This is a genomic window from Streptomyces sp. CO7 (genome assembly GCF_053474865.1).
Genome location: NZ_JBRIOU010000006.1, coordinates 293,869 through 308,473, shown reverse-complemented (window position 1 = coordinate 308,473; position 14,605 = coordinate 293,869). Strand labels below are relative to the sequence as shown.

The window sequence follows — 14,605 nt, the reverse complement described above, 5'->3', positions numbered from 1 at the left end:
CCGGCGAGCCGCCCGGCGTGCCACCGGCCTCCGGACGGAGCCCGGACGGGTCACCCCCGGTCGGCTCGGCGCCGTTGCGGAGCTGATCCAGCCGGGCGGACAGCACCTGGGTGGCGGGCACGCGGTGAGCGTGCTCCTTCTCGTGGGTCAGCAGTTTCTCCACCTGGTCCGACGTCAGCGAGCGGATGCGGCTCTCCAGGGAGCCGAGCGGCAGCTGGTCGTAGTCGGACAGGGGAAGGCCCTCGCGGCCGGAACGGTCCATGGTCACTCACTCGCTTCCTGCGTGAAGGTACGGCAGGACATCGGCCTCGGGTCAGCGGTGGCCGCCGCCCCCGCTGCCGAAGCCCCCGCTGCTGCCCTCGTTCCAGCGCGGGCGCGGCGGCTCCTCCTCGGACGGGACGGTGCCCTGCTGGTCGAGCTGGTACGGCGTGAGCCGGTCGTGGTCCGTGCGGGGAACGTCGTCCGCGTCCCTGGTCGAACGGTCCTCCCGCACCGGACCGCCCGGCGGCATCTTGGGCTGCTCCTCCGGCGTCGGCCTGCGCGGCTCACGCTGGCGGACCCGCCAGCCGAAGACGACCGCGCCGATCAGCGCCGCGGCAACGATCGCGCCGAGGATGAACGGAGCGAGGCCGCCGATCTGTCCCTCTTCCAGAGCGAAATCCACCCATTCATAGCTCATGGTCACTATCTACCCTCAATCGGTTGATATGAACCGATGCGCGGCGTCTCTGCTGCCGGTACGTCGGTCATTCGCCTTCTCGTGCGGCGCGGGTCCGCGAGCGGTTCGCCCGGCGGATCGCGTCGAGCAGCTCGGGCCGCGACATGCGCGACCTGCCGGGGATCTCCAGCCGCCGCGCCAGCCCGTACAGGTGCTCCTTGGTCGCGGCCTCGTCCACTCCCTCGGCGCTGCGCCCGCCCTGCCCGCGCGGCCGCGCCGACCGGGAGTCGGAGGGGCCCTTGCGGCCGCCCTCCTTGCGCTCCCAGTGGTCGCCGACCTTCTCGTGGGTGTGCTTCAGCGCCCCGTACGCCACCCGGTGGGCGCGCTCCCCCTCGCCGTACTCGTCGACGGCGGAGTCGTGCGCCTTGATCCAGGTGCGCCGGGCCTCCTCGGAGGAGCGCTCCAAGGTGGACGGCAGTTCCTCACGGCCGGGCAAGCGGACCACTCCTTCCCTCCGTCGCTCTCCTGGACGCCGGGTGCCCGGGGCCAGGCGTTTGACACCGCGGGCGGGGGCAACTCGGGCCACGTGACGAGCGCATCCCAGGACGAGCTGTACCGGTTCCTGGAGGACCGGTTCGCCTGCGCGCAGGCCTGCACCGAGTGTGCGAGGGCCTGCGCCCTGCGCGCGGGGTTCATGGATCCGGACGGCACCGAGGCGCAGGACCGCGCCCGGCGCAAGGGCATCATGTGCGCCGAGGTGTGCGACGCGACCTGCCGCGTGCTGTCCGAGCAGACCGGACTGGACGAGGCCGGGCTGCGGATGCAGGTGGAGTGGTGCCGCACCGTGTGTTTGGAGTGCGCAGAGGTCTTCGACGCCTGCCCCGGGGCGGAGGAGGCGGCCAAGGCCTGCCGCCTGTGCGCCGAGGCGTGCACGGAGTTCCTCGCCACGCTCGCCGCCTAGCGGGGCCACCGCTCGCCGCCCGGCGCGGGCCCGCGATTCCCGGACAGGACCACCTCCGAGGAGGCACATCATGGCCGACCCGAACCCGATCGAACTGCAGAAGGCCCTCAGCGGCATGGACTACCCGACGGACAAGAAGTCCCTCGTCGACCGTGCCCGGAGCAACCACGCCGACGGCTCCCTGGTCGAGAAGCTCGAAAGCCTCCGCCAGGACAGCTTCGACGGCCCCAACGAGGTGCAGAAGGCGGTGTTCAAGGGCTGACCCACCGGACGGTGCGAGGGCCGCAGTCCCGGCCCACGGCCCGTCGGCGCGGCACCCGCTCCCCGAGCGGCGCCGGAGCCGACGGGCCTTTCGTGTGCCCACCGGCCTCTTGACCTGCGCCGCAGCCCGCACGCAGGATCGGCGCCATGAGCCGAACCACCGCCGGCAGCGGCAACGCCAGTACCGTCGACGCCGTCCTGCGCCGCAGCGCCCGCCGCACCCCGGACCGGACCGCGGTCGACTACGCGGACCGGTCGTGGACCTACGCCGAACTCGACGACGCGGTCTCCCGGGCGGCCGCCGTCCTGCGCTCGCACGGGCTGCGGCCCGGGGACCGCGTCGCCTCCTACGGCCACAACTCCGACGCCTACCTCATCGGTTACCTCGCCTGCGCCCGCGCCGGCCTGGTGCACGTTCCGGTCAACCAGAACCTCACCGGCGACGATCTGACGTACCTGCTCGGCCAGTCGGGCAGCGCCCTCGTCCTCGTCGACCCCGCGCTCGCCGGCCGTCTCCCGCAGGACGTGCCCGTCCTCGCCCTGCGGGACGCGGACGACTCGCTGCTCGGCCGCCTCGCCTCCACCGCCCCCTACGACGGTCCCGGACCGCACGCCGAGGACCTGGTCCAGCTCCTCTACACGTCGGGCACCACCGCACTGCCCAAGGGCGCGATGATGACCCACCGCGCCCTGGTCCACGAGTACTTGAGCGCCGTCACCGCGCTCGGCCTGAGCGCCGAGGACCGGCCCGTGCACGCGCTGCCGCTCTACCACTCGGCGCAGATGCACGTCTTCCTGCCGCCCTACCTCGCCGTCGGCGCCCGCAACACCATCCTCGACGCCCCCGACGGCGACCGCCTCTTCGACCTGCTCGAAACCGGCCGCGCCGACAGCGTGTTCGCCCCGCCCACGGTGTGGATCGCCCTCGCCAACCGCCCCGACTTCGCCACCCGCGACCTCGGCGCGCTGCGCAAGGCCTTCTACGGGGCCTCCATCATGCCCGTGCCGGTCCTCGAGCGGCTGCGTGGACGCCTCCCCGGCCTCGCCTTCTTCAACTGCTTCGGGCAGAGCGAGATCGGCCCCCTCGCCATGGTGCTCGGGCCCGACGAGCACGAGGGCCGGATGGACTCCTGCGGCCGCCCCGTCCTCTTCGTCGAGGCCCGCGTGGTCGACGAGAACGGCAAGGACGTCCCCGACGGCACCCCCGGCGAGGTCGTCTACCGCTCCCCGCAACTGTGCGAGGGCTACTGGGACAAGCCCGAGGAGACGCAGGAGGCCTTCCGCGACGGCTGGTTCCACTCCGGCGACCTGGCCGTGCGCGACGCGGACGGCTACCACACCATCGTCGACCGGGTGAAGGACGTGATCAACTCCGGCGGGGTACTGGTCGCCTCCCGGCAGGTGGAGGACGCCCTCTACACGCATCCCGAGGTCGCCGAGGTGGCCGTCGTCGGCCTGCCCGACGCACGCTGGATCGAGGCCGTCACCGCCTTCGTGGTGCGCCGGGGCGAGGTCACCGAGGAGGAGCTCGTGGCCCACGCCAAGGAGCGGCTGCCATCCTTCAAGGCGCCCAAGCGCGTCGTCCTGGTCGGCGAACTGCCGCGCAACGCCAGCGGGAAGATCCTCAAGCGCGAGCTGCGCGACCGCCACGGCGCGGTCGGCGCCTGAACCGCCGCCCCGTGCCGCGCCCGCCGCGGCACGGGGCCTGTCGGCGACCCCGACCGGTCGGTAGGCTGACCGCCGACCCCAACGGGAGGAGCACGGACGTGGCCGACAGCACCACCCAGCAGCGGCGCACCGGATGGGACAAGCCGGAGCACCTCGACCTCAGCCAGGCCCAATGGCGTTCCAGCAGCCGCGGACACGGAGACGTCCAGATCGCCTTCGTCGAGGGATTCATCGCGATGCGCAACAGCCGCCGGCCCGAGAGTCCGTCCCTGATCTTCACCCCCGACGAGTGGGGCGTCTTCGTCTCGGACGCCCGCAAGGGCGAGTTCGACCTGACCTGAGGCGGCCCGGCAGGCCCCGATCCCGCACCGGAGGGCCGCAGGAGGGTTTCCGCCGCCAATTCCGGACACTCGGCCACCGCTTCCCGCACCGGCCCCGCCCGCTGGGCGAGGCTGGGCGGGCACAGTGGAATGCCGAACTCCGGAGGTGAGGGACCCCATGACCCTGCCGGTCATCGCAGCGGTCGACGGATCGGAAGACAGCCTGCGGGCGCTGGAATGGGCGGTGCTGACCGCGCTGATGCGGGGCGTGCCCCTGCGGGTGCTGCACGTGCGCCAGTACCCGGCCTGGGCGCCCCCCGAGTTCGTCGCGGTGGACACTGCCGACGACCCCGTCCTCGACCAGGTGCGCGCCCGGATCGAACAGCGCGTGGGCGGCCGTCCCGACGTGGAGTACCTGAGCCGGGTCGGAAGCCCCGGGAGCGTCCTGGCCGAGGTCAGCACCGAGGGCTCCCTGCTGGTCGTCGGCTCCCGGGGCCGCGGCGGCTTCGCCAGCCTGCTGCTCGGCTCCACCGGCATCGCCGCCGCCCGCGACGCCCACTGCCCGGTGGTGGTCGTCCCGCGGCCCGGACGCCAGGTCCCGCAGGAGCTCACCGACGCCTCCGTCGGACCCCGGGTCGTCGTCGGCCTCGGCGTCGACCACGCCGGCGACGCCGCGCTGGAGTTCGCCTTCGCGGAGGCCGAGCTGCGCCGGGTGCGTCTGCAGGCCGTCGCCGTCTACCCCTGGCCCCCGCAGATGTGGGCGGTGCCCGGCGAGTTCTCGCTGCCGGTGATCGAGGAGGCCGGCGTCGCCGCCGAGACGCGGGCGCTCGCCGAGGAACGGCTCGCCCCGCTCCGCGAGCGGCACCCCCGCGTCGAGGTCGACCTCGCCGTGGACGGCGGGGACGCGGCGGGCCGGCTGGTCGCCCACTCCCGGGACGCCGAGCTGGTCGTGGTCGGCCGCCACCAGAGGCGGCTCCTGGTCCCGACCCGGATGGTCGGCTCGGTCACCCAGGCGGTCCTGCTGCACGCCGCCTCGCCGGTGGCCGTGGTGGTCCCGCACCCGCAGGGAGAAACGGCCCACCCCGCGGCCGAGGGCACCGGCCGGGAGTGAACTCCCGCACACCGTGAAGCCCGGCGGGCCACGTACCATTGCGGCATGTCGTTCCTCCGCCGCCGCAGCGCCACGCCCGCCGGGCCCGACTTCGACGTACTGGCCATGGACCCGGGCGACTGGCCCGGCAACCTCGGCGCCGGTCTGCTGCCCGCGCCCGACGGCAGCTGCCAGGGCGTCTTCCTCCGCTACGACCTGTTCGGCAACCGCGGACCCGCGATGATCATCGGGAACCTGCCCGAGGGCTCGCCAGCCCGTGACGTCACCGAGGACGAGGTGCCGTTCGAGGTGGCCCAGCTGCTGCTGGCCCTGGAGAACGACGAGGAGGTCACCGTCGTCGGCTCCGAGGACGTCCCGGTGCTCCAGGGCGACAACCTGCTCGTGGTCCGCCGCCTCAAGCTCTCCGAGAGCCGGATCTCCTGCGTGCAGTTCGACCGCAGCGACAACGTGCTGGTCACCATCGCCTCCTGGGACCGCCCGATCACCGAGGACCTCTACGCGCTCCTCAAGCCGCTGCCCGCCGAGCTCTTCCGCCAGGGCTGAGCAGCCGGCGGCCGGCCGGGCACGACCGGCGTACGAAGGGGCCGGACCACCTCGGTGGTCCGGCCCCTTCCGCGTCCGCCCCGCGGCGGACGCGCCGCTCACGGCACGCGGGTCACGGCAGACGCGTCAGCGCGCGACGACGTCCACGTCGGAGGCCTTCACGAAGGCCACCCGGTGCCCCAGCTGGATCTGGTAGTAGTCGTCCTGTCCGCGCACCACGGTGCCCCGGCCGCCGTACGTCGTGTTCCAGAAGTACTCCGGGTGGAACCGGTCACCCGCCACGTACCGCTGACCGGCCTCGAAGCGGTAGGGCAGCGGGGCCAGCGCCTGCACCGGGACCCCCGCCGGGTAGGCCGACGCCTCCGGGTAGGCACGCCCGTACACCGGCACCGACCCACGCCCGGCCTTCGGGGTCACCACCAGGCCCTTCGTCGGGACCGCCGTCCGCTGCTCCGCCGGGTTGCGGAACCAGGCCTTCTGTCCCAGGTACCAGATCGCCGTCCAGTCGCCGGCCCGCTCCGCCACCACGTACTGCTGACCCGTCGAGGCGCGGGCGCCCACGTCGTTCACCCCGATCGTGGTCCTGCCCTCGTTCTTCGGGTACAGGCCGATGTCCTTCACCAGCGGAGCGTCCTCGGACGGGGCCGAGTACAGCCGCACCTCGCTGGAGCCGTGCGGCGCGCAGGCCACCCCGGCGCGCTCGCAGCCGGTGAAGACCGGCCGGTTCGACGCGTAGTCGGGCCGGATCGTCACCACGTCGTCGTGCGGGTTCGCGTTCTGGTGGAAGGACGCGCCCATCAGCTGGAAGTAGTGCGCCCAGTCCCAGTACGGGCCGGGGTCGGTGTGCATGCCGGGGATGTTGGCGGCGGTCACCCCGGGGATCGCGTCGTGGCTCAGGATGTGCTGCCGGTCCAGCGGCACGTCGTGCCGCTTCGCCAGGTACTTCACCAGGCGGGCGGAGGAACGGTACAGCGACTCCGTGAACCAGGCGTCCGGCTGCGCCAGGAACGCCTCCTGCTCCACACCGATCGAGTGCGCGTTCACGTACCAGTTGCCCGCGTGCCAGCCGACGTCCCGGGCCTTCACGTGCTGGGCGACATGACCGTCGGAGGAACGGATCGAGTAGTGCCACGCCAGGTAGTTCGGGCGCTGCACCAGCATCAGCGTGGTGTCCCAGGTCGCCTCGGTGGAGTGGACCACGATGTAGTCGATCGACTGGTCCTCGGGGCGGTTCGCCAGGTCGTGGTTGCCGTAGTTGCCCGGGTCGTCGCCGCCGAGGTGCTGGTAGGGCGCCGGGATCCACTCGCAGGCCAGCGTCGCGGGGCACTCCGTCCCGTCCTGGTCCAGCTTCCGCAGCCCGGCCCGCTCCAGCTGCGCCGGGTCCGCCACCGCCCGCGGGTCGGCCGTCAGCACGATCCGCTCGCCGGTGTCGGTCACCCGCTCCTGGCCGGACGAGATCACCGAGAACACGTCCTGGGCGAACATCGCGGCCGTCGCGCTGTCCTGCGCGCCGGAGTACCGGGCGACCGCGGCGTACCAGTCGGCCGGGTCCTCGCTGAAGGGCTGCCCCAGCTCCCGCTGCGTCCGCGCCAGCAGGGCCGCGCCACCCTCCACGTTGGCCGCCGGGTCCTCGCGCAGCTCGTCGGCCGGCAGCCCGGTGAGCTCGGCGGCGGCGTCCAGGGTGCGCAGGCGCGCGGGGAGCTCCGACGCCTCGGGCACCTCGGCGCCCGCGGCCTCCGGGACCACCAGCGGCCGCGCCTCGTCACCGCGCGGATCCTCCGCGCCGTCGCTGTGGTGCGGCGCCTCGGCCAGGGCGCCGGACAGGTCGGTGAGGTGCATCGGGCCGTAGCCGCCGGAGACACTGGGCAGTCCGGCGTGCGCGTCCCAGCGGGACTCCAGGTAGGAGACCCCCAGCAGCACGCTCCGCGGTACCTCGTACTCGGCGGCGGCCCGGGCGAACGCGTCACTCAGCGGCCCCTCCGCGGCCTGGGCCCCGGGCGCGGCTCCCAGCAGAGGCAGCAGCAGAGCCGCCGCGGCGACGGCTCCGGCCGTGCGCCGGCGCGACGGACGCCCGGCCTTCGGTGGGGGAGTGGGGGCGGTGGCGGATCCTCGCAAAGCGTCCTCCCGGGGACTGCTGTACGCGTACGGGGTGAGCGGGGCGGATGTGCGTCAGGGATATCGGTATCCTGCCGCCCCGTCAATGACGTGCGCATGCAACAAAGTTGTGTCGGTTGGCCCGCACCCTCCGTCGGAAGGCGCCGGAGCAACGGGAGAACGCCTCGAGGCCCGGCGAACCGGGCCCCGAGGCGTCACCGCGGCGCCGACATCGCGTCAGCGGGTGCCCACCGCCGCCCGCACCGCCCGCCGCGCCATCTGGGCGTCGTCGTGCAGCCGCCGCAGCAGCAGCCGCTGCTCCTCCCCGGTGGGGATCGCGCCCGCCGGGGCCGCCACCGGCGCGGGCGCGAGGTCCTGCATCGTGCGCTGGACGGCCGTCTCGTAGGTACGGATCTCCCGGGTCAGGATCAGCATCAGGTTGACCAGGAAGGCGTCCCGGGCCGCCGGCCCCTGCTGCTGCGCCAGCTGGCTGATCTGGCGTCGCAGGTCCGGCGCGTCTCCCAGCACCGTCCACAGCGTCGCCAGGTCGTAGCCCGGCAGGTACCAGCCGGCGTGCTCCCAGTCCACCAGCACCGGCCCGGTCGGCGAGACGAGGATGTTGGAGAGCAGCGCGTCACCGTGACAGAACTGCCCCATCCCCTGCCTGCCCGACGAGTGCGCGATGCCGTGCAGCAGCTTCTGCAGGTCCCCCAGGTCGCGGTCGGTGAGCAGGCCCAGCGCGTGGTACCGGTTGATCCGCGCCGCGTAGTCCAGCGGCGCGGAGAAGGTGCCCGCCGGAGGCCGCCAGGCGTTGAGCCGGCAGATCGCGCCCAGCGCCGCCCGCACGTCGGCCCGCGGCGGGGTCTCCGCCGGGTGCCGGTGCAAGGCGGCGGCCCGCCCCGGCATGCGCTCGATGACCAGCGTGCAGTTGTCCGGATCCGCCGCGATCAGCCTCGGCACCCGCACGGGGGGCCGGTGCCGCACGAAGGACCGGTATGCAGCTATCTCGTGCCTGATCCGCTCGGCCCAGGCCGGCGAGTCGTCCAGTAAAACCTTGGCGACCGCGTTGGTGCGCCCTGTCGTCCCGACCAGCAGCACGGAGCGCCCGGTACGCCGCAGCACCTGGACGGGGGCGAACTCGGGGCAGATGCGGTGCACGGAGGCGATGGCGGTCCGCAGCTGCGCGCCCTGCGGACCGGACAGGTCGAGCCGTCCGCTGAGCGTCCCGCTGCCCTGGGGCGGCATCCGCCGCAGCCTGGGGCCCGAGGGCTGCACCGGGCGGGTCGGATCGAGAAAGGGGCCGGCGCCCGGGCGGGTCTGCGGCCGGAGCGGGGCGGACACGGAGGACGACACTGCGTACATGGGAGACGGTTCCCTTCGTGTGCCAAGGAGAGGTACCGCACCATCCGCCCCGGCCCCCGGGGAGCACCCTGGGGAGAGCCCCCGTGAGGAACCGGGGCGGGATGGCGCACTTCTACTCCACCGCAACCAGGGGCGTGGCTGACAACTGGCGACCCCTGGCGAACCCTGGCGAATAGTCGCTTGGCACTTTGGCCCGCGTTAATGTCAAGTCAGCCGAGAACCTGGGGGCTTGACGTGAGCGGACAACCCAACACCCGCCTTGCGGACGTGTTCGGCCTGGTCGGCTGGACCAAGGGCGAACTCGCGAGGCTGGTCAACCGGCAGGCGGCGGCCATGGGCCACCCGCAGCTGGCGACCGACACCTCCCGGGTGAGGCGCTGGATCGACATGGGGGAGATTCCCCGCGATCCGGTGCCGCGGGTGCTGGCGGCTCTGTTCACCGAGCGTCTCGGCCGTGTCGTGACCATCGAGGATCTCGGACTGGTCCGGCAAGGGCGAACGGGGAAACGGCAGCGCGGCGAGGAGAATCCCGACGGTCTGCCGTGGGCGCCCGAGCGGACGGCTGCGGTCCTCACCGAATTCACGGGAATGGACCTCATGCTCAACCGACGCGGCTTGGTGGGCGCGGGCGTCGCGCTCACCGCAGGATCGGCGCTGCACAGCGCCATGCACCAGTGGCTGAACACGGACCCGGCCCTGACGGCCGAACAACCCGGCACCGGCACCGACGAACTGCTGCGGGCGGACCCGGCCGGGTTCGACCGGTACGAGGCGGCCCCGGTGGGCTCCGAGGAGGTCGAGGAGCTCGAACGCTCCGTCGAGGTCTTCCGGGCCTGGGACGCCTCGCGTGGAGGCGGCCTCCAACGCAAGGCGGTGGTCGGCCAGTTGAACGAAGTGGGCGGCATGCTGTCCTACCACCACCCCGACCACCTGCAGCGCCGGCTGTGGGGCGTCGCCGCCAACCTGGCCGTCCTGGCGGGCTGGATGTCGCACGACGTGGGCCTGGAGCCCACCGCCCAGAAGTACTTCATCATCGCGGCCCACGCCGCGCGCGAGGGCGGTGACCGGCCGCGGGCCGGCGAGGCGCTCTCCCGGGCGGCCCGTCAAATGGTCCACCTGGGCCGGCCCGACGACGCCCTGGACCTGATGAAGCTGGCCAAGTCCGGCGCGGGGGAGGAGGTCCTGCCCCGGACCAGGGCGATGCTGCACACCATCGAGGCGTGGGCGCAGGCGTCCATGGGCAAGGGCCAGGCCATGCGCCGCACCCTGGGGCAGGCCGAGGACCTCTTCGTCTCCGACAAGGGGGACGTGGCCCCGCCCAGCTGGATGCAGATGTTCGACGAGGCCGACCTGCACGGCATGGAGGCGCTCGCCTACCGCACCCTCGCCGAGCACGAGCCCTCCGCGGCGGCGCTGGCCCAGAACCACGCCAAGCAGGCGCTGGACCTCAGGGCGAACGGCCGGGAGCGCTCGAAGATCTTCGACTGGCTCTCCATGGCCTCGGCCTGCTTCATCGCCGACGATCCCGAGCAGGCGGACCGGTACGCGCGGCTGGCCCTGGTGTCGATGGGAAACAACTCCTCGCACCGCACCTGGGACCGGCTCCGGCAGATGTACCGCCTCACCGGTCAGTACGCGAGCTACCCGAAGATCGAGGAGCTGCGGGAGGAGATCCAGCTCGCCCTGCCCAAGCCCAAGCCCAAGCGGCCGGGGAGCGGCGCGGCGGTCTGAGAAGGTTCTGAGCGGGTGGGGACACCCCCTCGGTGGGAGTGGCTCCCCGCAGCGGCATGCGCCCAGGGCGCGCGTCGTTCAGGGGGCGGAAGGAGTGGTGTGCGCCGGCGGTGGCGCGCGCCGAGGCCCGTCGTACGGCTGCGCTGCGGCCGTGGGCGGCGAGACTGTGCGCGGCGCCGGAACTCGTGGTGCGCCGGGCCGGGCTTCGTCGTGCGCGGAGTGGGCCGTCGGCCCGTCCCTCAGTCCCGCACCCGGGCCACGAGGAAGCCTGCCGTGTCGTCACGGAGGTCGCCGTCGAACTCCTCCGCCAGTATCCGCGCCGCGCCCTGCGTGGACGGTTCCTGCAGGAGGCTCTCCGCCAGCCCGGTCAGCCGGCTCTCGCAGTCCGCGGCGCCGAGCAGTCCTGCCGTGTGGAGGACCAGCAGGTCTCCCGCCTCCAGCCGTTGCCGGGTCCCCGTCTGCCCGGCGGGGGAGCGGAGCGCCCGCCCCGTCCCGTCCCGGAACAGCACCGGGGCGGGACCGCCGGCCCAGCTGAGCGTCCTGTCGGGCGCCCGGTAGCGGCAGCACAGGGCGGGGCCTAGGAGCGACGGCGCACCGGACGCGGTCCGGGCGGTGCTCAGCAGGTCGCCCAGCCAGGCGGTCAGCTGTCCGGGGGCGGCGCCTGCCAGGGCCATGCCCCGCAGGCCGCCGATCAGCATCGCCGTGCCCGAGGCCACCGCGGACGGCTCGCCCATGAGCGTGCCGAAACCGATGAGGGTCTCGCCGTCGGGAAGTTCGCAGGCGTCGTACCAGTCGCCGCCCGCGGGCGTGCCGGAGGAGGAGGGCGGCAGCCGGCGCGCCGCCAGCTCCAGCGAGCCGGGCCCGCCCTGTCGCGGGAGCCGCAGGGAGCCGTGCCACGGGGGGAGCAAGGCTTCCTGCGGCTCGACCACGAGCCCCTGCCCGGACCGGGCCGACCGGGAGCGGCCGAGCGAGTCACGGGTCTCGCTCACCGCCCTACGGTGACGGCGCAGTTCGCTGACGTCACGCAGCACCGCCCACATGGAGGCGGTGTTGCCGTCGGCGTCGAGCACGGGCTCGCCCTTCATGTGCACGGTCCGCACCCTGCCGTCGCCCGGACGCGTGATCCGGAACTCGCCGTCGATCGGCCGGCCGTCGACCAGGCAGTCCGTCACCATGACGGTCAGCCGGGGCCGGTCCTCGTCGAGCACCAGCGAAGGCAGCTCGTCGAGGGTCAGGGCCTGGGCGGTGGGGTCCATGCCGAGGATCTCGTAGAACTCGGCGGACCAGCGGACCTCGTCGGTCAGCAGTTCCCACTCCGCGCTGCCGATCCGGCCGGGGGCCGAAGCGGCCCCGGCGTCGCCCGCGGCCGGCGAGGCGGGCAACGCCTCGGGGGAACCGGCCGCGGGCGGAGGGCCCTCGCGGAGTTGCGCCAGATGTTCGTCGAGGTCCTCCAGGTGGTGCAGCGCGAGGTCGTACAACGCGCGCTGCCACCGGTCCGCGGGATTCGTGCCGTCGCTCTCGACGTCGCGGCGGACCGCGTCCATGTCCGTCCTGAGCTGCCGCGTCCGCGTGATGAGCGCCTCCACCGGGCCGTCGCCGCGGGGCGAGCGGCCGGCGGAGTGATCCGCGGACAGATGGGACGGCATGACGAACTCCGGTGTCGAGGAGACGGTACGGCCGGGGCCGGTCGGTGAACCGGATACGACTCTCGCACAGCTCGCCACTGCCTGTAAGGGGAATGGCAACACCCGATGGAGTGGTGCTTCTGGCATATGTCAGAGTCTTTCCGGGGCCTTCTGCCCCAGAGAACGGGACCAACGTCTCTTGTGACACGGGTAGTTGGGGATTAGTACTGGTGTGCTGGCGGAACGTCAGTCTCCCGTTTCCGGGTCCTCCGCGGGGCAGGAACCGCCCTTCAGTTCGCCATGGACGAGAAAAGCCTCCACCGTCCGTTGTACGCAGCGTGACGATCCGTAGCCCGTGTGCCCCTCGCCGCGGTTGTCCAGGACCACCGCGGAGGAACCCAGCCGCCGTGCCGTCTCGACCGTCCACCGGTACGGCGTCGCGGGATCGCCACGGGTGCCGACCAGCAGCATCCGGGGGGTCTTGAGGTCACGGACCTTCTCCCGGACGAAGTCGGTTCCGGCCGGCCGGCCGTAGCACATCAGCGCCTCGGCCAGCCGGTAGCGGCCGAAGACCGGGGACGCCTTCTCGTAGGACGCCCGCATCGCGTCCAGGCCGGCCGCGATCCGCTCCGCGGACGGACGCTCGGGGGCGTCGGCGCAGTTGACGGCGAGCAGGGCGGCCGGCGGGTTGTCCAGCGGCACCGGCTGCTCGGGCCGCCGCGCCGCGTCCGGACCGAACACCGGCGGGGCGAAGGCGCCCTGGGTGAACCCCTGGAGACCCCGCGGGTCGCCGTACTCCACCAGGTCGGACACCGCCCTCTCGAGCGGCGGCCACAGGGCGCGGCTGTACAGGGCCTGACCGAGGGCAGCCACCAGCTCCTGCCCGCTGAAACCGAGGCCTCCGGCCGTGGGCACGGGGTGCGCGTCCAGGGTGTCGACCAGGCGTTCCACCTGACGGGGCGCGGTGCGGGCGTCGCGGCCGAAGGGACAGGCGATGTCGCGCACGCACCAGGCCAGGAAGCGTTCCAGAGCCGCCTGCTGGCCCGCCGCGCCGGCCCGGGCCTGCTCGAAGGGCGGCTCGGTGAGGGTGTCGACGCCGTCCAGGACGAACCGCCCCACCCGGCGCGGGAACTGGGCCGCGTAGACCGCGCCGAGCCGGGTGCCGTAGGAGAACCCGAGGTAGTTCAGGTGGCGGTCGCCGAGGGCGTGGCGGATGACGTCCATGTCCCGGGCCGCGTCCACGGTGCCCATGTGCTCCAGCACCGGTCCGGAACTCGCCGCGCAGGCCTCGGCGACCTCCTGGAGCCGGCGCAGGTAGGGGTGGGGGTCACCGCCGGCGACCTGGTCGGGCGAGGCGCTCGCGTCCGGCCCGTCGTCCTCCGTGTCGCCCGCCCCGTCCCCGGCGTCGTTCCCGGCTTCGCCGCGTGCCTCGTCCCGCGCGTCGTCGCGCGGAGATCCGGGGGGGTCGAGGAGACCGGGGGAGCCGGGGAAGCCGGGCGGCAGGCCCGAGGAGCCGGGGGAGCCGGAGTACGCGGTCTCGCCGCAGGTCACCGGGGAGGACCGGCCCACCCCACGGGGGTCGAAGGTGACCACGTCGTACTCCTCGGCCAGCGGCATGAAGTCCTTGCCCGCCATGGCCAGCCGGCCCACGCCCTCACCGCCGGGACCGCCGAAGTTGAGGACCAGTGACCCGCGGGGACGGTCCGCGGTGGACCGGAAACGGGCGAGCGCCAGCCGGATCGTGCCGCGGCCCGGGCGGGAGTAGTCCAGGGGCACGGCGACCGCCGAGCACTGCAGGTCCAGCGGCGCCTCCTCCGCGTCGCAGGAGTGCCAGACGACCCGCTGGTCGTAGAAGCGCTTCAGGCGCTGCGGCGGATCCGCCGCTTCGGCCCTCGCCGCGGCGGGAGCGGCGGGCAGTGCCGTACAGAGCACGGCCAGCGCGGCCGCCTTGGCCGCGACGCGTATGGAACACGGTCCCTGCATGCGAGCCTCCTGGGGTGGACGGCCGCAGCCCACGATAGGCGCGCCGCGCACTCCCCGCCCGTCCACGCGACCCGCCCGGGGTACGCGGGCACGGCGCGAGGTTCGGGGGGCACCCCGCTGCGGTTCGCGGGCGCGGCGCGAGGTTCGCGGGCAGCCCGCTGAGGTTCGCGGGCCGCGGCGTCGAGGTACACCGGCACGGCGCGGGCACACCGCCGAGGTTCGCGGGCACACCGCCGAGGTTCGCGGGCACCGCGCCGAGGTTCGCGGGCACCGCGCCGAGGCCAGGAC

At 73.6% G+C, this 14,605-nt stretch carries 14 protein-coding genes; 7 read left to right on the top strand and 7 right to left on the bottom strand.

From position 1 onward, the window contains the following. From ACOV8S_RS22905 to ACOV8S_RS22895, 3 genes are all read right to left on the bottom strand, one after another. Window positions 1–262: hypothetical protein (locus tag ACOV8S_RS22905; RefSeq protein WP_448320127.1), on the bottom strand; the 262-nt coding region annotated here is incomplete at its 3' end. Window positions 263–313: 51 nt separating this feature from the next. Further along, window positions 314–679 (bottom strand): DUF6479 family protein, encoded by a 366-nt coding sequence (locus tag ACOV8S_RS22900; protein WP_448319901.1) that lies wholly within the window; start codon window positions 677–679, stop codon window positions 314–316. A gap of 67 nt (window positions 680–746) precedes the next feature. Next, window positions 747–1,154 carry a ChaB family protein gene (locus ACOV8S_RS22895; protein WP_448319899.1) on the bottom strand — a complete coding sequence of 136 codons (408 nt, stop codon included), beginning with the start codon at window positions 1,152–1,154 and terminating at the stop codon, window positions 747–749. Window positions 1,155–1,244: 90 nt separating this feature from the next. On the opposite strand from ACOV8S_RS22895, the gene ACOV8S_RS22890 reads away from it, so the two are divergent. From ACOV8S_RS22890 to ACOV8S_RS22865, 6 genes are all read left to right on the top strand, one after another. Continuing rightward, a complete protein-coding gene (locus ACOV8S_RS22890; protein ID WP_108955763.1) occupies window positions 1,245–1,619 on the top strand; it encodes a ferredoxin in 375 nt (124 codons plus the stop codon). A 70-nt stretch (window positions 1,620–1,689) separates the two neighbouring features. Further along, entirely contained in the window at window positions 1,690–1,881 is a 192-nt protein-coding gene (locus ACOV8S_RS22885; protein WP_448319897.1) for a DUF2795 domain-containing protein, read from the top strand. A gap of 146 nt (window positions 1,882–2,027) precedes the next feature. Further along, window positions 2,028–3,548 (top strand): acyl-CoA synthetase, encoded by a 1,521-nt coding sequence (locus tag ACOV8S_RS22880; RefSeq protein WP_448319895.1) that lies wholly within the window; start codon window positions 2,028–2,030, stop codon window positions 3,546–3,548. A gap of 98 nt (window positions 3,549–3,646) precedes the next feature. Beyond that, entirely contained in the window at window positions 3,647–3,889 is a 243-nt protein-coding gene (locus ACOV8S_RS22875; RefSeq protein ID WP_448319893.1) for a DUF397 domain-containing protein, read from the top strand. 157 nt (window positions 3,890–4,046) lie between these two features. Next, window positions 4,047–4,979, top strand: coding sequence for a universal stress protein (locus ACOV8S_RS22870; protein ID WP_448319891.1), 933 nt, complete (start codon window positions 4,047–4,049; stop codon window positions 4,977–4,979). 45 nt (window positions 4,980–5,024) lie between these two features. Then, the gene (locus tag ACOV8S_RS22865) at window positions 5,025–5,522 is read left to right on the top strand and encodes a hypothetical protein (RefSeq protein WP_351115973.1); all 498 of its coding nucleotides are present in this window, start codon (window positions 5,025–5,027) and stop codon (window positions 5,520–5,522) included. 126 nt (window positions 5,523–5,648) lie between these two features. Here ACOV8S_RS22865 and ACOV8S_RS22860 read toward each other — a convergent pair whose 3' ends face one another. Together ACOV8S_RS22860 and ACOV8S_RS22855 are read right to left on the bottom strand one after the other, a co-directional pair. After that, window positions 5,649–7,637: an N-acetylmuramoyl-L-alanine amidase gene (locus ACOV8S_RS22860; protein ID WP_448319889.1), complete on the bottom strand. Its 1,989-nt coding sequence runs from the start codon at window positions 7,635–7,637 to the stop codon at window positions 5,649–5,651. Window positions 7,638–7,853: 216 nt separating this feature from the next. Then, the gene (locus tag ACOV8S_RS22855; protein WP_448319887.1) at window positions 7,854–8,978 is read right to left on the bottom strand and encodes an aminoglycoside phosphotransferase family protein; all 1,125 of its coding nucleotides are present in this window, start codon (window positions 8,976–8,978) and stop codon (window positions 7,854–7,856) included. Window positions 8,979–9,212: 234 nt separating this feature from the next. Here ACOV8S_RS22855 and ACOV8S_RS22850 point away from each other — a divergent pair, with 234 nt between their 5' ends. Further along, window positions 9,213–10,709, top strand: coding sequence for a DNA-binding protein NsdB (locus ACOV8S_RS22850; protein ID WP_448319885.1), 1,497 nt, complete (start codon window positions 9,213–9,215; stop codon window positions 10,707–10,709). A 239-nt stretch (window positions 10,710–10,948) separates the two neighbouring features. Here ACOV8S_RS22850 and ACOV8S_RS22845 read toward each other — a convergent pair whose 3' ends face one another. Both ACOV8S_RS22845 and ACOV8S_RS22840 read right to left on the bottom strand, forming a co-directional pair. Continuing rightward, a complete protein-coding gene (locus ACOV8S_RS22845; protein WP_448319883.1) occupies window positions 10,949–12,355 on the bottom strand; it encodes a PP2C family protein-serine/threonine phosphatase in 1,407 nt (468 codons plus the stop codon). Between the two features lie 225 nt (window positions 12,356–12,580). Next, on the bottom strand, window positions 12,581–14,317 hold the full coding sequence (locus ACOV8S_RS22840; RefSeq protein ID WP_448319881.1) for an alpha/beta fold hydrolase: 1,737 nt from the start codon (window positions 14,315–14,317) through the stop codon (window positions 12,581–12,583). Window positions 14,318–14,605 lie beyond the last annotated feature (288 nt).